The organism is Ginsengibacter sp. (genome assembly GCF_057362405.1).
This window is the reverse complement of sequence record NZ_JBMQQG010000170.1, coordinates 1-21896: the sequence shown is the minus strand read 5'-3', so window position 1 is coordinate 21896 and position 21896 is coordinate 1. Positions and strand designations below refer to the sequence as shown.

Below are 21896 nucleotides of genomic sequence, written 5' to 3'. Positions count from 1 at the left end.
ACAAATGAGATCTCGACATCGGCTATGCCCGGCATTTGGTGATAGGAAACTCAATCTTCACTTAATGATTTTAATCCAGAACGTCTGACTATCTTACAAAAAACAAACGCATAGCCGGTTTAAAAAAGAGACCAGTAGATGATCCGTTGCTGAAAGAATAACGGACTGCTGAATTCATTGTAATGCACTGCTCCTTAAAAAACTTACAAGCTTTTATTTTCGGCACTTTTTACAACAATGTCTTTAACTCCCTCTGATCGCGAAATGCTTATATCTTTCACATTCTTCAAAATGAAAGGGGACACCCCATTTTCTTTTTCAGCCTGGATGTCGTACAAAATGGCTCCTTTAACATCATCTAAAATAAAGGGTGGCCGATAATCATCATTTAAAAAGCTCACTTGTATGTCGTGCATCTTCAGGTTCTTTACATGGCGAATATAAAAGCCATAGGACGGCATAACACGCCAGCGGTCAGGTTCGGGGTATTCTTTTTCATATTCAGGAACCACCCTGTTCACAGAGTCTTTTGGGCCGCCGCCGTTGTAATAAATTCTTATGTTGCTCATCTGCAAGTCTTCGATGTCATGTCCCTGCAGTCCACTGATTAAAGCACCTTGCCCATAGTCAACATTATAGGCAATAATGTTGTTTAATATAATTCTCCTGCAGGCTCCTATGGGTATTGTATCTGGCCCACGCATCCTCGCTCCCAGGCGAACAAAAATTGGCGCATTTCCAATGTCACGCATGGTAATGTTTGATATTGTTACATCCTCAAGCAGTGCACCATCAACAGTTTCTAAAGCAAGCCCACGGCAATATTCAAAAACACAATTGGAAATAGTAATATTCTTAAACCCCCCGTTTGATTCTGTTCCAAATTTTATTCTGCCCACGGGATGATGATCAGAATCCTTTGCGTAATTTCTTTTAAATGTGCCATCCAATAAAGTTCCTTCATCATAACCACTCACCTGGCAGTTAGTAATGGTAACATTTTCTGTGGGTTTCGAATAGCCGAGACCGAAAGAACTCTTTAAACAGATGCCATCGTCCGACGGCGAATTAACCGTACAATTGGAAACACGAACATTTTTACAGCAGTCTATATCAAAGCCATCTCGGTTGGTATCAACTTTTAAGTTATCAATCGTAAGGTTATCAACACCTGTTGCCAATATTGCAAACCATCCGCCATGTAAAATCGAAATATCTCTTATAATCACGTTGCGGCAAAGCAAAAGGCTGATGGCTTTATTAGGTCGCACATCTCCATTTCTGCCGCTTCTCACCAATCCTTTTCCCCATATAGTTCCTGTACCAATAATTGAAACGTCATGGAGGTTCTCTCCCCAAATAAAACTGTTGTGCCAGTGGCTGTGTCCGTAATCCTGGTAAATATCGTTTACACTTTTTTCAGGCTTATCAAATTCGGTTGAATCTGACGCGGCAATTAAAGTTGCCCCCTGATCAATATATAAACAAATATTGCTTTTGAGATGTATAGAACCACTCACGTAATTACCGGCCGGAAAATAAACAGTACCTCCTCCCGCATTCGCTGCCTCATCAATGGCTTTATTAATGGCTGTTCCGTCCATACCTATTCCGTCCCCCTTAGCTCCAAAATTTTTTACATTAAAAAAGCCATTTTGTTTCTGTGCATGCACCATAAAGGTTAGCGTAATAGCAAGACCACTCAATAATAAATTTTTAGATTTCAGTTTCATTTATTGCTGTTTATTTTTATCGGTAATTAATCTCTTTTAATAGTTAATGGATAATATATTGAATAAAATCTCCAGGAAAATTTCATGGTTTGCGAAATGCTTTTTTTCATGGTTAACCGTACAGAATATGCAATCGTTAATTTCAGTAAAGCTATTACGCAAAAGGCGTAATAATTATAGAACAATAAACTTTTTTTTATAAGCAAGCTATCGTAACTGATTCTTTCGAATTTATTTGGATTTTTAAAGCCGAATATAATTGTCAACTTAAAGTAAAATATTCTACCATTAAAATTTTTAAATTATCATTATAAGCAATCTGTTGGCGCTAAAGATACAACTGCATCCGTAAAACGAATTGTTTTGCAATGTATGAATCCCATCAAATACTTGATTTTTTCTGCGGGGTAAGATGCAGTTGCAAAAAGTAGAAATAATAAAAATTATTAAAAAATATGTGCTTAATATTCAACCCGTGATTGACTATCGGCTATGAGTTTCAAAACGACCAGCCCGCCAATCAGTATTCCTAATGCAGTTAATACCGGCACTGCTTTCTTTTTCATATTCTTTTTCATGTTGTTTGTTTATAAAAATAATTTTTAATCGATTAGAGAAAACGAAACATTGAAAATTCTTCACAACAATTGCGCCTGATTTCCATCACTACCAAATAGTAAATAAAAAATGAAATGCAATTTTTTTATCATCAAAAAATGTAGAATCTATTGCGCCTTAACCGTGAAAATATTTCAACAAGTAATTAGTAAGTATTTTCTAATACGCAGATTTACTGTAAAATATATTGCAACAAAAAATGGCAACATTATTGATGCCGAAATATTCACGCTTGATATTTTATTAGTTCTTTCTTTTCATAAATTTTTCTCTCTTAATTTTTCAAATCTTAAATCTAAAAAGATGCCTGAAAAAAAAGTTACCGACATTCATATTATTTGGATGACTACCGGTTTAAGTTGCGATGGTGATTCAGTTGCCATGACAGGGGCAGTAAATCCCAGTCTTGAAGATATAGCCTTAGGAGCTCTGCCCGGTATGCCAAATGTACACATACACAGCCCCGTAATTTCTTACGAGAATGGTGATGAATTAATGCAATGGTGGTATAAAGCTGAACGGGGTGAACTTGATCCATTTGTGTTAATATTAGAAGGCTCGGTACCAAATGAAGAATCAATTAAAGATACGGGAGGACATTGGGCGGCTATGGGTACAACCGGACCCTTTGGTCAGCCTATAACTACTAACGAATGGATAGACAGGCTTGCTCCCAAGGCTGCAGGTGTAGTAGCTGTTGGAACCTGCGCAACTTATGGAGGCATTCCAGCCATGAAAAACAATCCGACAGGTGCTATGGGGCTTCCTGATTATCTTGGATGGAATTGGAAATCAAAAGCGGGCCTGCCTATCGTTTGTATTCCCGGGTGCCCTGCACAGCCTGACAATACCACTGAAACACTTCTGTACCTGGTATTTCAGTTAGCAGGTATCGCCCCTATGATTCCGCTTGATGATGCTTTAAGGCCAAAATGGTTATTTGATAGAACTGTCCATGAAAGCTGCGACCGGGCTGCATTTTACGAACAGGGAGATTTTGCACAGGAATATGGATCTACAAAATGCCTGGTGCAGATTGGATGCCAGGGACCAATTGTTTACTGCAATGTTCCAAGAAGAGGTTGGCAAAATGGAATCGGTGGCTGCCCGAATGTGGGTGGCATTTGCATGGCCTGCACTATGCCGGGCTTCCCGGATAAATTTATGCCTTTTATGGATGAAGCGTTCGGTGCCAAGTTCTCATCTAACGGTGCAAAATTCGTGTATGGTCCCCTGTTAAGAGTATTCAGAAATATGACAACGAAGAAGAAAGACAAGGAGCCAGAGTGGAGGAGACCAGGTAAAAAAATAACAAGTGGTTACGAGCCGGTATGGTAAATTGATTTTATAAAAATATTAATGACGTTATAATTCATTTATTCAAATAAAAAATTATTGTTATGCCTGAAGTATTATCCAAACCAGGATCCACTCAAACCAAACCAAACATAATTGTAAAGGAAATGTCCTGGGATCCCATCACACGAATTGTTGGTAGTTTGGGAATTCATTGCAAAATTGATTTCACCAATAAAAAAGTTCAGGAATGTTACAGCACCTCCATGGTTTTTCGTGGCTTCGATATTTTTATGAGAGGCATTGACCCGCGGGATTCTCATTTTATAACGAGCCGGATTTGCGGCATATGCGGAGATAATCACATGACGACATCCGTACTCAATCAAAATATGGCTTATGCAGTAAAACCTCCTCACCTTGGAGACTACGTTCTTAACATGGGCGAATCGGCAGACTACATGTTTGATCACGCAATATTCAACGATAATCTTTGCAACGTCGATTTCTGCGGGCAAATGGTAAAAGAAACCAATCCCAATGTGTATGAAAAAGCCAAACACACAGAAGCACCAAATGCACGCATACATGGCTTCAAAACTATTGCCGACATTATGGATTCGCTCAATCCATTTACGGGAAAATCTTATATGGAATCATTGCAGGTATCAAGATATACAAGAGAAATGTTTTGTCTTATGGAAGGTCGCCATACGCATCCTTCCACATTGGTGCCGGGTGGTGTAAGCACTACGATAACCCACCAAACACTAACTGATTACTATGTTCGGCTAATGAAATATATTGAATATTGCAAGAAGGTGGTACCCATGCACGACGATTTATATGACTTCTTTTATGAAGCATTACCTGGATATGAAAAGGTTGGATACAGAGATACTAATTTGGTTTGCTGGGGATCATTTGATGATCCGGAATATTGCGATTTTACTTATAAAAACATGACCAGTTGGGGCCGCAAAAAATTCATCACGCCCGGTGTTGCCATCAACGGCGAATTGGTAACTACAGATCTTGTTGAAATTAATCTTGGTATAAGAATATTATTGGGAAGTTCTTATTATGATGATTGGGAAAACGAAAGAATGTTTGTAAAGAAGGATCCGCTGGGCAACCCTGTTGACCGCAATCATCCATGGAATAAAACGACGAAGCCTAAACCGCAAAAAAGAGATTTTGCCGGAAAATACACATGGGTAACTTCTCCAAGATGGTATGATAAACGCAGTGGTAAACACGTGTGTTGCGATACAGGCGGCGGGCCATTTGCAAGACAATGGGTTACGGCAAAAGCCGGACTGGTAGATATCGGTTACATCAAGGCAACCGGCAATTCACTTGAATTCAATCTTCCGAAAACAGTTGGCATGCCTGAAGTAAAACAAATATGGAAAGTTCCTAAGTGGAGCAATGCAATTGAAAGAGACCGTGCAAGAGCATATCATCAAACCTATTCCGCTTTGGTTGGGTTGTACTGCCTTGAAAGAGCGTTTGAAGAAGTACATGCGGGCCGCACAAGAACCTGGGCACCGTTTAAAGTTCCCGATTATGCCGTAAGCTGCGGTTTTCATGAAGCCGCAAGGGGTGTGTTATCTCATCACATGGTTATTGAAGGCGGTAAAGTGGCCAATTACCAGATGTTTCCACCTACTCCATGGAACGCGTCTCCGCGTGACAGTTATGGAACCCCTGGCCCATATGAAGATTCAGTTCAGAACACGCCGATCTTCGAAGAAAATGGCCCTGATAACTTTAAAGGAATTGATATAATGAGAGCTGTACGCAGCTTTGATCCTTGTTTGCCTTGTGGAGTACACATGTATTTAGGAGGAGGAAAAATGATTAAATCAACGCATACACCCACAGCATTGGCATCGTACAATAATGGAAAATAAAATTGTGAGTGGCAAGTAGCAAAGATGAGCTATAAGTTGTAAGTAACAGATAGCAGAAAGCGAGATTTTAATTACACCCATGAAAATTCGTCCTTGGCTATTTGTCACTCATATTTTAAAAATAAAAGTCAATGCCCATGGTATCTGCATCACTTATAGGGAAGTTGAGAAAAATTGTCTCGCCTCCACCAGAAGTTGAAGTGGAGCGTTGTAGCTTCTGTGGGACCATTCTGCCTTCTGACCATCGGCATCTTGTGGATCTTTCAGCGATGAAATTTATTTGCACTTGCGAAATGTGTATGATTACAAATGCAGAAAACGGCAAATACAAACCACTTCCCCAACGCTATCTCCATCTTGAAGAATTCAATATATCTGATTCACTATGGTCAGATTTTCTAATTCCGGTGAACATGGCTTTTTTTGTGAAAAGTACTGCAAAGCAAGGCACTGTTGCCTATTATCCGGCTCCTACCGGTGCAACTGAGTCAAAATTAAAAATGGAGGCTTGGAATAAACTGTTGGAAGCAAATCCGGTTTTGAATGATTTAAATAACGATCTGGAAGCGCTGCTGGTAAACAGGCTTGGCGACAAGGGCCGGTACTTTATTGTACCCATTGACAGTTGTTATAAACTTATCGGTATGATAAGAATTGCATGGAAAGGAATATTCGGAGGAAAAGAAGTGAATGATATTATTGACAAATTTTTTGACGAACTAAAAGATAAATCATTGCCATGCCCGATTTAAAATTTGAAATCATATCATCGGAAGTAAAACAATTTGCAATAATGCCAACGCTTTCTTTTAAACTGCAAATTACCAATGCAACTGAAAATGAAGAAGTGTATGCTGCGGCATTAAAATGCCAGGTAATGGTAGAGGCCATAAAGCGTGCGTACAATGAAAGCGAAAAAGATAAGTTACATGAGCTTTTTGGAGAACCTTTCCGATGGGATGAAACGCTTAAAAGTTTTTTCTGGACAATCATTAATATTCCAGTTCCCAGGTTTACAGGTAAAACAGTAGTAGAAGTTACCATACCATGCAGCGAGGACCAGGCCATGGCTGCCGGTAAATATTTTTATTCTGTTTCAGATGGCGATGTTCCGCTTGCTTTTCTTTTTAGCGGCACTTTGTTTTATAAAGACACAGAAGGCGATTTGCAGATTTCACTTGTTCCCTGGGAAAAGGAAGCGTTTTATAAAATGCCGGCAAGCTTATGGCAAAACTTGATGGACATTTATTTTCCCAATTGCAGGTGGTTGCGCGTATCAAAAGAAACTTACGATAAGCTGGTAAAATATAAAGCGCAGAGCGCATATCCAACACTCGAGACAGCTTTGGAATCGCTTTTGAAGGATGCGTTAAAAGAAATTTCTTTTAAAGAAAAATACACAGCATGAATAATGTAATAAAAAATATATCAAATGCTAACGCAGTTTCTGTTTTGGAAAAGATTACGCGAACGCTGCTGTATGAAGGTTATTCTTTATACCCCTATTATCGCTCAGCCATAAAAAATCAAAAGCCCATTCCGTTCGGCGTTATTTTTCCGAAAGACTATAATGCTCATAATGAACATTCGCATTCACACATGCAATCTCAGACTATTATTCACGGAAACAGGGAACTAACGGTCAGCGTAGACGTTCGCTTTCTTCATTTGAGACGTACGGAACTTTTTCAAAAAAGTAGCTATAATGAAGAATTTAGCCCGGTATTCGAAATGGAAATAGAAGGAAAAACATACCAGGCTGGTTCGCCAACTATTGAGAGAAAAATCCAAAATAACTTGCTGAAGATCAATGACCTTATTGCCACAGAAAAAACTATTCCATTTGCATTTGAATCATTCAATGAAGGTGAAATGATTTTTAATGCGGAAAAGGAGATTGTTGGAAAAAAAACAACTACTATTTCAATGATTACGGGAGTAGTTAAAATTGAAGCTGTACCCCTGCCAGAAATCGATAAATCATTTCGTTTAACCGTTACAGTTACTAATACAACCCCGGTTGCAAATGCCGAAAGACGGACGCGGGATGAAGTGCTTTTACAATCGTTCCTTTCAACGCATATTATACTGCAAACGCACGACGCCGAATTTATTTCACACCAGGAAACCCCCGCGCAATGGCAGGCAGCAATGGCAACCTGCAACAATGTAAATACCTGGCCGATACTGATTGATAAAAATAATTCGACATTATTGTCGTCGCCCATTATTTTATATGATTATCCAGAAATTAACCCCGTTAGTTCGGGAGATTTGTTCGACAGCACCGAAATTGAAGAGGCGCTTTTACTTCATGTGAATCTTTTATCTGATGAAGAAAAAAAAAGAATTGGTGGTAATGATGAAAAACTCCGCGCCATGCTGAATAAAGTGGGTAGTTTAACGCCGGAGGATTTAATTGTCTATCACAGTATGATGAAAGACATCACTCCTGGCGGATTCGATAACAAGTAAATATTTTAACTATGCAATCAAATGGGTTAAGAGAAGACACACCGGGCGAATTAGTAAAAATGATCGATGGAATTTTATATAGCAAAGGCGATAAAGTAAAACTGAATCTGGGGAAACGAAGATCGGATACTTCAGATATTTTTTTAAATGGGAAGGTGGCCACAATAGAAGTAATTCATACGGATTATAATGACAATATTCATATTGCCGTTACTATAGATGACGATCCGGGGCAGGATTTGCTGCGTGACTTAGGCATGTATTTCTATTTTAGCCCGGAAGAAATTGAACTAATAAGATGAGCATGAAAAATAAAAACACATCACCAATTGAAATGGAGCAACCAAAAAATCAAGCTCCGATGGCAAAGAAAAGAGTGATGATTGCAGGCATCGGAAATATGTTTATGAAAGATGATGGATTTGGAAGTGCCGTTATAAAAAGGATCAGCAATAAAAAATTTCCGGATGGCGTAGAGGTGAAAGATTTTGGAACCGGTGGCCTTAAACTTGCATACGATCTCATGAGAGGTTATGACGGACTGATTTTCCTGGATGCTTCTCCACGGGGAAAAACGCCCGGAACCCTTTATGTAATTGAACCGAACGAAAATGATTTTAGCAATAACCTGGAAGAAGGTGGTCCTATCGATCCTCACGGCGCAGACCCGGTAACTGTTTTAAGATTTGTAAAATCCACCGGCGCATGGCCTGGAAAGGTATTTATTGTAGCGTGCGAACCGGAATCAGTCGATGAGTTTGAGATTGGATTAAGCGAACCGGTAAATATTGCTATTGATAAAGCTATTGAACTAGTGGATGAAATTGTGCAGGATATTTATTCAATAAAAACAAAAGCATCATGAATATATTTTCAGAAAATAATTTGAATGCTGTTCAGGACGTGATACAAAAAACCAACGGGCAAAGCAATCATCTGAGAAAAGAGGAACCATTAATAGATGAAGTGTCTGAACTTAACCGGCAAAGCGAGCACATTCAACAACTAATTGAAGAAATAGAAATGCTTCCTGATCCGAAAGCTAAAAAAATGATGGAAGAATGCATCCAGGAAATACTGGGCTTCTACGGAAAGGGTCTTGAAAAAATATTGAAAATTATTTCCGACGGAAATATAGCTGCTGCAAAAGACATTTATAATGATCTTATTGAAGATAGTTTTGTAAATGGGCTATTGCTCATTCATGATCTTCATCCGCTGGATTTAAAAACCCGGCTCTACAAAGCGCTTGAAAAAGTGAAACCCTATATGGACAGCCACGGCGGAAGCGTAGAATTAGTACGGCTTGAAAACGGAGTTGCCAAATTAAGGCTTGCAGGAAATTGCAATGGATGCCCATCATCTTCAAGTACCCTCGAGCTTGGCATACGGCAATCAATTGAAGAATATTGCCCTGATCTTTTGGGGCTGGAAGTGGAAGGAATAACTGAAATGCGAAACGCAAAGAAAGGCGGCGCCAAACAAGACATTGGCTGGAAAATTTTAAACGGTGTAAGCAAATTACCCAATGGAAAAATGATTGCGGTAGAATCCGTCAGCATACCTTTAATTGTTTCACGTGTAAACAACTGTTTGTACGCATATCGTAACATTTGCCCGGCTTGTGAAAGGCCCTTCACTAACGGTACCTTAGACGAAAATATATTAGCTTGCCAGCTCGGCCATCGTTTTGATGTTCAACATGCAGGAATCTGTACAGATAATAGTGAATTGCATTTGGAACCCTTTCCTTTGCTGGAAGAAAATAGAATCGTTAAATTAGCAGTTGGATAAAGACATCAGCATGCATGAATTATCTATTTGTCAGAGTATATTAAATACAATTGAGACTGAATTTGATGGAAAGGATATTGAAAATATCCGCGAAATTCATCTTAAGGTTGGAATGCTGGCCTGTATCGAGCCCGAGATATTAAAAAATGTATTTGAACTTGTAAAAACAGATACACCATTCGGGCAGGCGGAACTTTTTATAGAAGTAATTGAGGTGGCGGCGGAATGCAAAAACTGTGGCAACAAATTTAAAGTTGAAAAATATATATTTGTTTGCCCCTCGTGTGGCGAGCCTGTTTCAAGCGTAACGGAAGGGAAAGAATTATTAATCAGTAAAATTATTTTAGAGGAACCATCTTATGCAGAAATTAACCAATAAAGCCGTTGGAACCTTAAGAGTTCATGACGTTTCATTGAATCTTTTAAAGGCAAACGACTATATCGCCGACAGGATAAGAGAAGATATGAAGGCAAAAAATATTCTCGTACTTAACCTGGTATCATCTCCCGGTAGTGGCAAAACATCTTTGCTGGAAGAAACTATCAAGAAACTAAAAAGTAAAATAAATATAGCTGTACTGGAAGGTGACCTGGAAACAGAGCGTGATGCAGAGAGAATTCGTCAGCAAGGCGTACAGGCGCTACAGATAGTAACGCAGGGTATTTGTCACCTGGAAGCACAAATGATACAGCAGGCGTTGCCCAGCATGAACTTCGATAACATTGATGTTCTTTTTATAGAAAATGTAGGTAATCTCGTTTGCCCTGCCTCTTACGATTTAGGTGAAGATATTCGTGTAACATTGGTGTCCTGCACCGAAGGTGATGATAAACCAAAGAAATATCCCAGTATGTTTTTAACCACAGATATAATGGTAGTTACGAAAACTGATTTGTTGCCTTATGTACCATTTTCTGTTGAAGCTGTTATTAAAGATGCAAAAGAAGTGAATAGTAAAATAGAAACTTTTTTGCTGTCGAGTTATAAAGGAGAAGGGATGGATGAATGGTGTAATTGGCTTTTGGAAAAAATAAAAGAGAAGAAGGAGAATTTAGTTGCAAGCAGTGCAGTTTAATGATCATTGTGTTGCCATGCATATCAAAGAATCTAAAATTTATTGGCTTTGCATTTTAGTGGCAGGATTAAAATTTAGAAATTATGTGTTTAGCAATTCCCGGAAAAATTTTATCAACTGAAATATCAGGCGATGGAAACATAAGAATGGCAAAGGTTTCGTTTGGTGGCATTATTAAAGATGTAAGCCTTGAAATGGTTCCTGAAGCCCGGTTAAACGATTATGTATTGGTACATGTTGGGGTGGCGATAAGTACGGTAAATGAAGAAGAAGCGCAACGGGTTTATCAATACCTTAAAGATGCCGGCGAATTAATGGATATTACGGAATGATTAATCAATAGGCCAGCATAGATTTTATCAATCATACTCCTTTAAGTGGTTTTACGTTGAATATTAAATTAGTGGGATGGAGATGTGGAATATATTTCGTGCGTTCCTCTGTCTAAAACTAATCATTTACCCCATTACTCCAAAATAAGCTTACCACTCCAATATGCTATTATTTTACCAGTCGCCACATACCAAATGAATTTTTCAAACAATTCGCTTCCTTTATTAGCTTGATCCAATTCATCGGTAAATCAATATTTTTCATTTCACATTTTGAGGCCGAAGGTTTCTTCAGGGAGCCGTTCACATTACACGTTGGTCGTTATCATCAATTTAATTAAAACAGCCTGTTCCTTGGCGACAAAATATACACATGTAATTTAATTGTGTTGTAAGTTTGAATTTTATTACCTCCAGCCGGAGAATTTTTTAACGCAATTTTTTACCGCCACTGTAGGTTGTTTATAGCCGTATAGCGAAATAAAAAACAGTTGGAAAAAAACAGGAAATTCTTTTAGAATGGATACACATATCCCCGTTAATAAAACTGCAACGATTTATTTGCCTGCAGCAAAAGGAAAAGTGATTACTGAAAATGGAAAAGCGCCGATAAATCGTAGCGATATAAAGTTCATAAAGTTTGAAGAAGGCAAAGCATTGATAGAAGTTGGTTCGGGAAATTATTCGTTTATAGTAAGGTAACAACTATATGATGGAAGCACATTTGAAAATCGGTTTATTTGGAGTTGGACTCCAGGAATATTGGTTGCAATATGAAGGCCTGCAGCAGCGGCTTTCAGGGCATATAGATTTGGTAGCTGAAAAATTAAGTGGTATCGATTACGATGTTGTGAACCTTGGTTTGGTTGATACACCCGACAAAGCATTTGCTGCAGGCCATCAATTCAGGCAAAGCGATGTTGATATAATTTTCCTATATGTAACCACCTATTCGCTTTCGTCCATCGTACTAACGGTAGTGAAAAGAGCAAGGGTACCGGTTATCGTTTTAAACCTCTCCCCCGCCGCCTCTATCAACTACGAATGGTTCAACAAATTAAATGACCGTACCAAAATGACCGGCGAATGGCTGGCGTATTGTTCAGCATGTTCGGTACCTGAAATAGCAAATGTGTTCAAGCGTTCAAACATTCCTTTTCACCAGGTTACCGGCATGTTGCAGGACGATAGCGAAACATGGAATGAAATTGAAGAGTGGATTGCCGCAGCCAGGGTGGCCAACATCATGGCGCATAACCGCATGGGAGTGATGGGAAATTATTATAGCGGCATGCTTGATATTTACAGCAACCTTACTTTGCAATGCGCCACTTTTGGCGGGCATGTGGAAGTTATAGAAGTGGATGAATTATCCAAATTGCGTGGGGAGGTTGATGAGGGTATGATTGATTCAAAAATAAACGCCTTCAATAAAACATTTGATATTGATACAGATTGCCCGGCAGAAACGCTTAGGGTCGCTGCACGCACAGCTTCAGCGCTTGACCTTCTTGTTTCAAAATACAATCTTGGCTCGGTTGCCTATTACCATAAAGGAACAGGCGTACCTGCAATTGAAGAAACGATGCAATCCATTATTTTGGGCAGTTCATTACTTACGGCACAGGGCATACCTATGGCGGGCGAGTATGAAATAAAAAATGCACAAGCCATGAAAATAATGAGCAGCTTCGGAGCGGGCGGATCTTTTTCCGAATTCTATGGCATGGATTATAAAGATAATATTGTGTTGATGGGGCATGACGGGCCTTGTCACCCTGCAATAGCTGAAGGAAAGATCAAGGTGAGGAATCTTAATGTGTATCACGGGAAAAAAGGAAGCGGCCTTTCGGTTGAGATGTCCGTAAAAAATGGACCGGTTACTTTGTTGTCAGTGGTAGAAACTGCAAATGGTAAAATCATTTTTCTGGTGGCGGAGGCAGAATCTGTTGAAGGGCCTATCCTTGAAATCGGGAATACAAACAGTCGCTACCGGTTTAGCATAGACGCAAAAGAATTTGTGGAAAAATGGAATGAGTACGGACCGGCGCATCATTGTGCAATAGGTATTGGGCACATTGGTTCTGAAATTAAAAAACTCGGGAAATTAATTGATATTGAAACGATGCTGGTTTGCTAACAAATTTTAACAGTGCAACAATAAATATTATCAAACTTAACAGACTTTATATGCTGAACGTTGAATTATACAATAGCGAAGAAAAGATGCCCATTTACAAACAAATTGCGCAATCCATAGGAAAGCAAATTGACAAAGGAACTTTAAAGAAGAACTTCAATTTACCTTCCATTAATATCTTCAGCGATCAATATGCTGTTGCCCGTGATACAGCAGAAAAGGCATACAAGGAATTAAAGAAACAAGGATATATAACGTCTGTTTCAGGTAAAGGTTATTACGTTCTGGGGAAAAAAGAAAATAAATTAAAGATATTACTGGTGCTAAACAAGATCAGTTCCTTTAAGAAAATTATTTATTATAGTTTCCTACATAAATTAGGGGACAGGGCTGTGGTTGATCTGCAGGTTCATCATTATAACCCACAACATTTAAAGAAAATTATTGAAGCGAACCTGGGAAAATATGACTTCTATGTAATTATGCCGCATTTTGAAACTTCCACCAATAAAAATATATTCACACGTTTGCTAAAAAAAATACCAACAGATGAATTGCTATTATTAGACAAGTCGGTTCCTGAATTAAAAGGCGTCATGTCTGTTCACCAGGATTTCAGGAATGATATATTCGACGCTTTGGCGTCCGCGTCGGAATTACTCAAAAAATATCACACACTGTCAATAATTTTTCCCGAGTATAGCAATCATCCTCCTGAAATAATAGAGGGACTTAAACAGTTCTGTAAAAAGTATCGGAAGAAATTTGCAATCATTACTAACGGGACAAAAATAAAATTAGCTAAAGGAGTTGTGTTTCTCGCTATTGCCGATGATGACCTTGCAATATTGGTGAAGAAGATTAGAAAATCCAATTATAAAATAGGTAAAGACATAGGCATTATATCGTTTAATGAAACTGAATTAAAGGAATTACTCGATATAACAGTGATCAGTACCGATTTTGTAAAGATGGGACAAACAGCAGCAACCCTCATACTGAAAAAACAATACGTACAAATAAAAAATCCCTATAAAATTATTAAACGCGGATCGCTGTAATTATAGAATTTCACGCAGACACTTCATGATGGGTAAAGTATTTTTTGGTAGCGGTTGTACTTTTTGTAAAAGAACCTTTTTCTAATTTATACTTAATTAACCTCCAACGAAGCTTGTAATGATGAGCATAAAGAGTGTTGCATTTTAAAGCGGCTGATCGGTGTATTGCCTCCAACCAAAACTAATCAATTGCTGCAATGCCCGCAAATAAGCTTGCTCCCCTAATCCTTTAAACCACGACTTTCATGATACAATTATTTTCATTTCGTTTAACCTTAGCTGTTAGATTCCGTTATATATACTGAATTGCACCTGTCCGCCGAGGTCAAAACTAGCTTACCAATGCTTTTATAATCTACACATTCTACGGGTAGCCGGGGGCAAGGGCGAGATGCAAAAAATTCACAGTGTTGTATTTTCTCAACTACCACAATAAACCTGAACTGCTTATTGATAAGTCATGTTATTTCCCGACGAGATCATTGTCCCAAAATCCTACTTGCAAGCAGGTACTAATACGGCAACCAAGTGTAAGTTTCAGTCTCATTTTAATCATCATAAAAATTTGATTTCCAGTCTCTTATGTTTAATTGTTCTTAACTCTGGGAGCGAAAGTTATCATAAAATAATCCACAATAAATTATTTCCTAATAAATGGCATTGTTTTAGCTTAATAGCTCAAAATTTTAATAATATTTATAACCTAAAACCACCGTATGGAAAAATCTCTTAAGTTATTTATTGCTATCGCTTTTATTATTAGTGTCTACGCTATTGGCTGTAAAAAAAATAGTTCGGCAGGCAACTCAATGTCAAGAATGACCATCTCGCTCACTGATGATCCATCTGCGTATGATGCCGTAAATATTGATATTGAAGATATCCAAGTAAATTCCAGCGCTGACAGCGGCGCCAACAGTGGCTGGACATCACTGCCCCTGAACAGGAAAGGCGTATATAATTTACTCGATTTCAGAAATGGTTTAGACACTGTTTTAACCTCGCAGGAACTGCCGGCAGGAACCATTTCCCAGATCAGGCTTATCCTGGGAAGCAATAATTCAGTAGTAATAAATGGAGTAACGATGCCTCTTACTACTCCTTCTGCACAACAATCCGGTTTAAAATTAAATGTGCATGCTACTTTGGTTGCAGGCATTGAATATAAGCTATGGATTGATTTTGACGCAGCACGATCAATTGTTCAAACGGGAAATGGATCCTTTATACTAAAACCTGTTATCAGGACTTACACTGATGCCACCTCAGGAGCCATTAAGGGTATCGTTTTGCCACCCAATTCGCACAGCCTTATTTACGCCATACAGAACGTAACAGATACAATCGGTTCGGCCGTTGCTGACTCAACTTCGGGGAATTTCCTGATTGGTGGCCTGCCTGCGGGTAATTATAATGTGGGCATACACGTTGCTGATAGTTCGTATATGGATTCTACAATTGCTACCAGCGTAACAACGGGCGTCATTACCGATTTAGGATCTATACAGCTCCACCAATAGCATTCAAATATTTTTTGATCTTATAAATACGTAAGATCAAGAATATTACTGTAAAAATAAAGGCACCAGGCAATTACAGGCTGGTGCCTTTATTTTTTAAAATCCATAAGTCAAAGTTAATTCCCAGTACCCGTCAATTCCTGATCCGGAAGAAACGGGCAGAAAAACACTTCCTGATGGCCGTAAGGTAAATGAACCTTTTTCCAACGAAGATTCCAGGTTCAATTCTATGTTATTGACAGAAATACTTTGAATGGTATTGGAGTTAGTCGCCCTGCTATTCTTTACATGGGCGTTTTTGATGATTTTGCCGAATCTTTTACTGTGAGAAATAAACTTTGAAAGGCCAAGGAATGAAAAATATTCATTAGTTCCTGCATTCAACAATATAGAGGGTGAAAGATTAAAATTCAAAGTTTTAAAGTCCGATTGAAACGAATGGCTCAAGCCTGCGGCCAGTTCAATATCATACGCCGTGGTTGATGGTGATGTTGCTTTATTCGTACCAAATCCAAGACCAGCTGAAAGTTTTGGACGAAGCCACCATTTTTTATAGGTGCTGCCAAATATTATTTCATTGGATATAGGTGTTGCAGGTATACTGCTGTTACCAGTGAAAAAGAAGTGGCTGTAGTCGGCAACAATATCAAAATTCTGTTTGTCATATTGTTCAAGTCCTATGGTAACCTTATGCATAAAAATCCCGGGGTGCGTTCCTCCGGCCACAAATTGCGGGGTGTATATAAATCCAAATCCGCCTTTGCTTCTGAATTCAAGTGACGGGCTCACAGAAAGATTGCCCTGATAAGCAGTATCCGTTCCCGATATGATTATTGTTGGCACACTTGTAAAATTTATTCCGGCAGTGAGTTGCCATTTTTTAGTGCTATCCTGGGCAACTCCGGTTAAGGAAATCATTAAAATGAAAAGAGAAATAATGATGTTTTTCATGGGTTGGGTATTGTTTTATTGATGCAGGAAATCTTTAAAAAATTGATCTGAATTACAATTATTCTTGATATTTTTTTGTAATTAATAAAGATTAAAACGCAGAAGCTGTTGTAAAAGTATGCTCCATGAATTAAGAAGAATTTAAATATAGAAGATAATCAACTTACCACTTCAGCAATAATTATTGGCTTATAGCAGTGAGGTATGAAGCATTTAAACCGCCCCGTTAATCCCGGGGCGGTTAGCTTATCACAAAGGAGAAATATTAATTTGTAACGGATAATTTTTTGATACTTGATTCGCCTGAAACTTTTCCGGTTACCCTTATAAAATAAATACCATTTTGTAAATTACTTAATTGAATGGTATTGGTTTTATTCAAAAGTGCAGATCTTAACACCCTTCCGGACATATCTATGAGATTTACGTCCGCCGGTTCATTTAAGCCACTAATAGTAACATTCACGTTTCCATTACTTGGATTAGGAAATATGGCAAAATCGAACAATGCATTTGATCCGCTAACTGTCTTTGTTTTGGAATAGGTAAATGCACCATCCTTGTCAATCATTTTAATTCTATACAAACTTACCGTATTGCTGATATTTGTTTTATCGGAAAATGTGTATGTTCTTAACGACCCCGACGTACCGGCGGCTGCAACGCTTCCGATAGATTGAAATGTAGTATTCCCAATAGCTCTTTCAATTTCAAAACTAAGTGAGTTATTTTCCTGTTGCGTTGCCCAGGTTACCAGTACATCATTGTTATTAGTATTACGCTGAGCATCAAAGTTTGAAAGTGTTACCGGCATAGGGCCCGATGACGGGATCGTACAAACAACGCTTCGGGACGTTCCCCCAATGGATCCATCGGCGTAAGTAAGATACACAGTAATACGACCTGCGGGTACCAGGTTGTCATCACTTACACAATAGTCAATATAAGTATTGCTTCCATTACAGGTTTTGCCCAGTATAATAAATGATTCAGGCTGCAATACTCCATCCATTTTAATAGAATCCAGAGTTGGAATTATGGTTGGACAGGCTGCAAAATATAACCTAACGTGTGAAGCGCATGTGCCACTATTACCGTTATTCCTGGTAAATCCGGTAGGGCAATCCGTTTGGGAAAATACAGCTGCTGATAAAGCAAGCGCAAGCGCACTAAGTAAAACTTTTTTCATTTTCTTGTGTTTTAAATTGTTAAAAAAATAAGCGGCATTTACTTAGGATCGGGCAAATAATATAAAGGGAGTTATGTAAATAACTTAAAAGTGGCATCGCATAATTCAAAGGAAAGAGGAAAGATTATCGCGTAAGATTATTGAGATTATACGGGTAGCAGGCTACCGGAATTCAAAGGATAGAAATAATTTATCGCAAAATTTAAAAAAAAACTACTGTTGATAAAAGGAATATAGAAGGAAGTTCAACGGATGGAGGTAATTAGCAATTAGGGATCATATGCTACGAGCAAATGTAATACATGAATTTTGATTTTGCAAGGTTTTACAATCTTCTTTTTCAGAAAAATTGTATTTCTATCGCTATCATATGTTAAATAAACTCAATAACTCATTCCAAAAAAGTTTACAGGTGAATAGAATAATCCTGAAATAGGTTTAGCGGATGATCTTCAAGATGCTCTCTGTAAATTGCATGCTTAAGCTCAGACAGAAGCACTATAAACCATATACGCTACCCGATATATTTTTATATTTAAGCTAATATTTGTCGGATCACTTTTGCTGGTTGCACAAAGCCTCACTTCCTAACTGAAACGGGTAGTTGACAATTGCTTAGTTGCAAAACTATCTGCGTAGCCTGCTCCCCTTAGCTGGATCTTTTTTGGTAGATTTGAGTTAATCATCAATTATGAGTGATAAAGAATATTTTTCTCATCTATATGAAATAGCAGCTAACCTTAACCGTGAGTTTTCTCTTCCGGCTGCGTTAAGAGTTTCTCTGGAAAAAACAGTACAGTTGCTTAATCTTGAAACAGCATGGATATGGCTGGTGCAGCCCGACGTAAAAAGCGTTTACCTCGCGGCTTCCTACAATTTGCCGCCGGCTTTGAGCAACCACCCGGAGCGGCTTTCCGGCTGGTGCTTTTGTATCGAAAAATATTTGTCAAACGATATTTCCAGAGCAAGAAACATTAGCGAGATTGCCTGCAGTCGGCTTAAAAATATTAAATCGGGTACAAGAGATTTAAAGTTTCATGCAACAATTCCGATAACAGTGCAAGGCAAAAAAACGGGGCTTATTAATTTGGTGAGCAAAGAGTCGCAGCAATTAGATGATAAACAACTGGCGCTGCTCAATACCATTTCAGAACTGGTAGGCATTGCCATTCAGCGAACAAGGGTACAAGATGCTTACAACACGCAACCTTCCATAAAAGAAAATGCTTTTAATGAAGTGATAGAACGGGTAATCCAAACAAGAATTGATAACCTCTTAACGGATCTGCGCAAAGCAGATTCCTTGTTGGAGAAAAGGAAAATAACGGATGCACACGAAGCGGTTAAACAATCGTTGAAACATATTGAAGAAATGGAAAAACAACTTTCATTTATAAAAAGTGAGACAAAAGAGCATAGAGAAAGTGCCAAAAAAAACAGTTCATTTCATTATCCATCCTCTCCGCTAACTGCGAGAGAACTGGAGGTGCTTACTCTCATAAGAAAAGGTTTGAGCAATAAACAAATTGCAGAACAATTATTTCTTGCCGAAAGAACCATTAAGTTTCATATTACTTCTATCCTTTCCAAACTCATCGCAAATAACCGCACAGAAGCCATTAATAACGCGATACAGCGGGGGATTCTTAATAGTCAATAGTCAATGGTTAATGGTCAATCGGCAATGGCTTAATGACCGAATGACTCAAAGACCGAATGACGAGCCCCCATTTATTACCCAATAGTACAGGTCAACTTCTGGCCTTAAGTCCGTTTTTATTGCGGGTTCTTCACCGGAACTTTGCAAACAATAAATATTAACATCATGACTAAAAGAAAAACGGCGCTGATAACCGGCGCATCAAAAGGATTGGGTTACGCACTGGCGGAGCGCCTGGCTCATAACGGTTGGAATTTATTGATAGACGCACGCAATGCAAACCAATTACTGGAAGCAAAAAAACATTTGGAGCAGTTTACGGAAGTGATTGCTATATCCGGCGATGTACGCGATGAAATTCACCTGCTTCAACTCGCCGATGCTTTACAGAATAATCAATGGCGGGCTGACCTCGTTGTAAATAATGCTTCTGCATTAGGAGTATCCCCGATGCCTCCGTTACTTGATCACTCTGTAGATAACCTGCATGTGATCTTTCATACAAATATGATTGCTCCCATTTCGTTGCTGCAAAAAGTGAGGCCATTTCTTAAATCCAACGCCACCCTCATTAACATAAGCAGCGATGCAGGAGCAGAAGTTTATGAAAACTGGGGAGCTTACGGTGGCAGCAAAGCGGGGCTTGATCATATGACAGCTATTCTCAGTAAAGAAAATCCTGGGTATAATTTTTACTCCTTTGATCCGGGCGACATGCGCACCGATATGCACCAGGCAGCTTTCCCGGGTGAAGATATCAGCGACAGACCATTACCCGTTGAAAAAGCTGTACCCGCTTTGATCCACCTAATTGAAAATAATTTACCGAACGGGAGGTATACTACATCCCTACTTAAAGAACAATTTATATGAACATAACGGCATCTAACATCATTCAATTCGATTTACCCAAACACCTCTCCTGCCCCGAACCAACGGAAGAACGACATCTACAGAGAGATGAAGTGCGTTTATTGGTAACCGATAGCAATGGCACTATTCACCACAGTTCTTTTAAATACCTGGACAATTTTTTAAAAAAAGGTGACGTATTGGTAGTAAATACATCTGCAACAATTCCCGCTGCTTTGCCATTATCACTGCCGGGCAGCAGAATGGGGAAATTACACCTGAGTACGAGACTGAAAGACAGCGAATGGATAATAGAGATACGGGAAATAACGGCTAATAAAACGATACGCTGGAAAGAGGGACAAGAGGGAATGAAATTTGAATTGCCGGCATCAGCTGAAGTTACCTTAAAACAAAAACTCTATAACAATGATCAATGGCTAGATTTGTGGATTGCTGATTTTGATGTGCATGCACCCATGCAAAAATATTTGTCGGCAAACGCAGGCCCTGTTCAATATGAAAAATTAAGCCGACAATATCCTTTATCTTATTATCAAACATTCTATTCATTTCACCCGGGCAGTTCAGAAATGCCATCTGCGGGAAGAGGGTTTACCGCGGCTTTGATGGAAAGGTTACTAAAAAAGGGAATAGCATTTGCACCAATTATGCTACATACCGGCGTATCGAGTCTTGAAGAAAATGAGGCGCCTTATCCGGAATACATGGAAATTGATCCATTGACAGCATCGATAGTTAATTCTGCTAAAAGGCAAAAAAGGCGCATTATTGCAGTAGGCACTACCGCAATAAGAGCGATAGAAACAGCATCGAACGGAGAAGGATTTATAATTCCCTACCGTGGCAATACAGATCTATTTATCGACGAAAATTATAAAATGAAAATTACAGATGGGCTGCTAACTGGTTTCCATGAGCCAAGAGCCTCTCACCTGAACATGTTGCAATCCATCGCAGGTTATGAACATATAGACATGGCTTACCGGGAAGCAATAAAAGCTGGTTATTACTGGCACCAGTTTGGAGATTTACATTTGATAGTGCCCTAGTTATGTTTAGGCGGAATAACCAGGTTGCTGTTGGCGCCCGCGCCGACGGCCAACCTGATAATTTTTAATAAGACAAAGAGGACAAAAATAGTTGGTAAAATCTTTTGAAAGGTTGTACTGGAAAGGGTTTCAATGAAGTAAATTGAAACCCTTTTCAATTTCGGATATTATGACAAAAAAAATCTTGCTGGGGTTGCGGTAGTAATAAAG

At 38.8% G+C, this 21896-nt stretch carries 21 protein-coding genes; 18 read left to right on the top strand and 3 right to left on the bottom strand.

Going from position 1 to position 21896, the window contains the following annotated elements:
• Window positions 1-203: 203 nt before the first annotated feature.
• Window positions 204-1733: a rhamnogalacturonidase gene (locus ACO1O5_RS14270; RefSeq protein ID WP_486271326.1), complete on the bottom strand. Its 1530-nt coding sequence runs from the start codon at window positions 1731-1733 to the stop codon at window positions 204-206.
• A gap of 921 nt (window positions 1734-2654) precedes the next feature.
• Here ACO1O5_RS14270 and ACO1O5_RS14265 point away from each other — a divergent pair.
• The 15 genes from ACO1O5_RS14265 (at window position 2655) to ACO1O5_RS14195 (ending at window position 15961) form a co-directional block, all read left to right on the top strand.
• Window positions 2655-3689, top strand: coding sequence for an NADH-quinone oxidoreductase subunit B family protein (locus tag ACO1O5_RS14265; protein WP_486271324.1), 1035 nt, complete (start codon window positions 2655-2657; stop codon window positions 3687-3689).
• 62 nt (window positions 3690-3751) lie between these two features.
• Window positions 3752-5563, top strand: a complete 1812-nt coding sequence (locus ACO1O5_RS14260; protein ID WP_486271322.1) for a nickel-dependent hydrogenase large subunit — start codon at window positions 3752-3754, stop codon at window positions 5561-5563.
• Between the two features lie 131 nt (window positions 5564-5694).
• Complete coding sequence (locus tag ACO1O5_RS14255) at window positions 5695-6315, top strand: DUF5947 family protein (protein WP_486271320.1); 621 nt, start codon at window positions 5695-5697, stop codon at window positions 6313-6315.
• Window positions 6303-6971 (top strand): DUF6084 family protein, encoded by a 669-nt coding sequence (locus ACO1O5_RS14250; RefSeq protein WP_486271318.1) that lies wholly within the window; start codon window positions 6303-6305, stop codon window positions 6969-6971. Before ACO1O5_RS14255 ends, ACO1O5_RS14250 begins: the two co-directional genes overlap by 13 nt.
• Window positions 6968-8038: a hypothetical protein gene (locus ACO1O5_RS14245; protein ID WP_486271316.1), complete on the top strand. Its 1071-nt coding sequence runs from the start codon at window positions 6968-6970 to the stop codon at window positions 8036-8038. The genes ACO1O5_RS14250 and ACO1O5_RS14245 overlap by 4 nt, the downstream gene beginning before the upstream one ends.
• Window positions 8039-8049: 11 nt before the next feature.
• Entirely contained in the window at window positions 8050-8340 is a 291-nt protein-coding gene (locus ACO1O5_RS14240; RefSeq protein ID WP_486271314.1) for a hypothetical protein, read from the top strand.
• A gap of 2 nt (window positions 8341-8342) precedes the next feature.
• The gene (locus tag ACO1O5_RS14235; protein ID WP_486271312.1) at window positions 8343-8903 is read left to right on the top strand and encodes a hydrogenase maturation protease; all 561 of its coding nucleotides are present in this window, start codon (window positions 8343-8345) and stop codon (window positions 8901-8903) included.
• A complete protein-coding gene (locus tag ACO1O5_RS14230) occupies window positions 8900-9832 on the top strand; it encodes a NifU family protein (protein ID WP_486271310.1) in 933 nt (310 codons plus the stop codon). Before ACO1O5_RS14235 ends, ACO1O5_RS14230 begins: the two co-directional genes overlap by 4 nt.
• Window positions 9833-9842: 10 nt before the next feature.
• On the top strand, window positions 9843-10211 hold the full coding sequence (gene hypA / locus ACO1O5_RS14225) for a hydrogenase maturation nickel metallochaperone HypA (protein ID WP_486271308.1): 369 nt from the start codon (window positions 9843-9845) through the stop codon (window positions 10209-10211).
• Entirely contained in the window at window positions 10192-10908 is a 717-nt protein-coding gene (hypB, locus tag ACO1O5_RS14220) for a hydrogenase nickel incorporation protein HypB (RefSeq protein ID WP_486271306.1), read from the top strand. Before hypA ends, hypB begins: the two co-directional genes overlap by 20 nt.
• Before the next feature lie 83 nt (window positions 10909-10991).
• Window positions 10992-11240, top strand: a complete 249-nt coding sequence (locus tag ACO1O5_RS14215) for a HypC/HybG/HupF family hydrogenase formation chaperone (protein WP_486271305.1) — start codon at window positions 10992-10994, stop codon at window positions 11238-11240.
• Window positions 11241-11720: 480 nt separating this feature from the next.
• Complete coding sequence (locus tag ACO1O5_RS14210) at window positions 11721-11942, top strand: alpha-L-rhamnosidase C-terminal domain-containing protein (RefSeq protein ID WP_486271336.1); 222 nt, start codon at window positions 11721-11723, stop codon at window positions 11940-11942.
• 10 nt (window positions 11943-11952) lie between these two features.
• Window positions 11953-13380, top strand: a complete 1428-nt coding sequence (locus tag ACO1O5_RS14205) for an arabinose isomerase (RefSeq protein WP_486271303.1) — start codon at window positions 11953-11955, stop codon at window positions 13378-13380.
• Between the two features lie 50 nt (window positions 13381-13430).
• Entirely contained in the window at window positions 13431-14441 is a 1011-nt protein-coding gene (locus ACO1O5_RS14200; protein WP_486271301.1) for a GntR family transcriptional regulator, read from the top strand.
• A gap of 716 nt (window positions 14442-15157) precedes the next feature.
• Window positions 15158-15961: a DUF4382 domain-containing protein gene (locus ACO1O5_RS14195; protein ID WP_486271299.1), complete on the top strand. Its 804-nt coding sequence runs from the start codon at window positions 15158-15160 to the stop codon at window positions 15959-15961.
• Between the two features lie 96 nt (window positions 15962-16057).
• On the opposite strand, the gene ACO1O5_RS14190 is transcribed toward ACO1O5_RS14195, so the two are convergent.
• Together ACO1O5_RS14190 and ACO1O5_RS14185 are read right to left on the bottom strand one after the other, a co-directional pair.
• The gene (locus ACO1O5_RS14190; RefSeq protein ID WP_486271297.1) at window positions 16058-16912 is read right to left on the bottom strand and encodes a hypothetical protein; all 855 of its coding nucleotides are present in this window, start codon (window positions 16910-16912) and stop codon (window positions 16058-16060) included.
• Window positions 16913-17177: 265 nt separating this feature from the next.
• Window positions 17178-18101 carry a T9SS type A sorting domain-containing protein gene (locus ACO1O5_RS14185; RefSeq protein WP_486271295.1) on the bottom strand — a complete coding sequence of 308 codons (924 nt, stop codon included), beginning with the start codon at window positions 18099-18101 and terminating at the stop codon, window positions 17178-17180.
• Between the two features lie 691 nt (window positions 18102-18792).
• Between ACO1O5_RS14185 and ACO1O5_RS14180 the strand changes: the two genes are divergently transcribed.
• The 3 genes from ACO1O5_RS14180 to ACO1O5_RS14170 all read left to right on the top strand — a co-directional run bounded on the left by ACO1O5_RS14180 (window position 18793) and on the right by ACO1O5_RS14170 (window position 21686).
• Window positions 18793-19761, top strand: a complete 969-nt coding sequence (locus tag ACO1O5_RS14180; RefSeq protein ID WP_486271293.1) for a LuxR C-terminal-related transcriptional regulator — start codon at window positions 18793-18795, stop codon at window positions 19759-19761.
• 165 nt (window positions 19762-19926) lie between these two features.
• A complete protein-coding gene (locus tag ACO1O5_RS14175; protein WP_486271291.1) occupies window positions 19927-20634 on the top strand; it encodes an SDR family NAD(P)-dependent oxidoreductase in 708 nt (235 codons plus the stop codon).
• Window positions 20631-21686 carry an S-adenosylmethionine:tRNA ribosyltransferase-isomerase gene (locus ACO1O5_RS14170; protein ID WP_486271289.1) on the top strand — a complete coding sequence of 352 codons (1056 nt, stop codon included), beginning with the start codon at window positions 20631-20633 and terminating at the stop codon, window positions 21684-21686. Before ACO1O5_RS14175 ends, ACO1O5_RS14170 begins: the two co-directional genes overlap by 4 nt.
• Window positions 21687-21896 lie beyond the last annotated feature (210 nt).

Coding starts and splice junctions, on each gene's coding strand:
- ACO1O5_RS14175 (WP_486271291.1), top strand. CDS start 19,927: ATGACTAAAAGAAAAACGGCGCTGATAACCGGCGCATCAAAAGGATTG.
- ACO1O5_RS14205 (WP_486271303.1), top strand. CDS start 11,953: ATGGAAGCACATTTGAAAATCGGTTTATTTGGAGTTGGACTCCAGGAA.
- ACO1O5_RS14255 (WP_486271320.1), top strand. CDS start 5,695: ATGCCCATGGTATCTGCATCACTTATAGGGAAGTTGAGAAAAATTGTC.
- ACO1O5_RS14270 (WP_486271326.1), bottom strand. CDS start 1,733: ATGAAACTGAAATCTAAAAATTTATTATTGAGTGGTCTTGCTATTACG.
- ACO1O5_RS14240 (WP_486271314.1), top strand. CDS start 8,050: ATGCAATCAAATGGGTTAAGAGAAGACACACCGGGCGAATTAGTAAAA.
- ACO1O5_RS14185 (WP_486271295.1), bottom strand. CDS start 18,101: ATGAAAAAAGTTTTACTTAGTGCGCTTGCGCTTGCTTTATCAGCAGCT.
- ACO1O5_RS14265 (WP_486271324.1), top strand. CDS start 2,655: ATGCCTGAAAAAAAAGTTACCGACATTCATATTATTTGGATGACTACC.
- hypB (WP_486271306.1), top strand. CDS start 10,192: ATGCAGAAATTAACCAATAAAGCCGTTGGAACCTTAAGAGTTCATGAC.
- ACO1O5_RS14260 (WP_486271322.1), top strand. CDS start 3,752: ATGCCTGAAGTATTATCCAAACCAGGATCCACTCAAACCAAACCAAAC.
- ACO1O5_RS14230 (WP_486271310.1), top strand. CDS start 8,900: ATGAATATATTTTCAGAAAATAATTTGAATGCTGTTCAGGACGTGATA.
- ACO1O5_RS14170 (WP_486271289.1), top strand. CDS start 20,631: ATGAACATAACGGCATCTAACATCATTCAATTCGATTTACCCAAACAC.
- ACO1O5_RS14195 (WP_486271299.1), top strand. CDS start 15,158: ATGGAAAAATCTCTTAAGTTATTTATTGCTATCGCTTTTATTATTAGT.
- ACO1O5_RS14250 (WP_486271318.1), top strand. CDS start 6,303: ATGCCCGATTTAAAATTTGAAATCATATCATCGGAAGTAAAACAATTT.
- ACO1O5_RS14215 (WP_486271305.1), top strand. CDS start 10,992: ATGTGTTTAGCAATTCCCGGAAAAATTTTATCAACTGAAATATCAGGC.
- ACO1O5_RS14245 (WP_486271316.1), top strand. CDS start 6,968: ATGAATAATGTAATAAAAAATATATCAAATGCTAACGCAGTTTCTGTT.
- hypA (WP_486271308.1), top strand. CDS start 9,843: ATGCATGAATTATCTATTTGTCAGAGTATATTAAATACAATTGAGACT.
- ACO1O5_RS14180 (WP_486271293.1), top strand. CDS start 18,793: ATGAGTGATAAAGAATATTTTTCTCATCTATATGAAATAGCAGCTAAC.
- ACO1O5_RS14235 (WP_486271312.1), top strand. CDS start 8,343: ATGAAAAATAAAAACACATCACCAATTGAAATGGAGCAACCAAAAAAT.
- ACO1O5_RS14200 (WP_486271301.1), top strand. CDS start 13,431: ATGCTGAACGTTGAATTATACAATAGCGAAGAAAAGATGCCCATTTAC.
- ACO1O5_RS14190 (WP_486271297.1), bottom strand. CDS start 16,912: ATGAAAAACATCATTATTTCTCTTTTCATTTTAATGATTTCCTTAACC.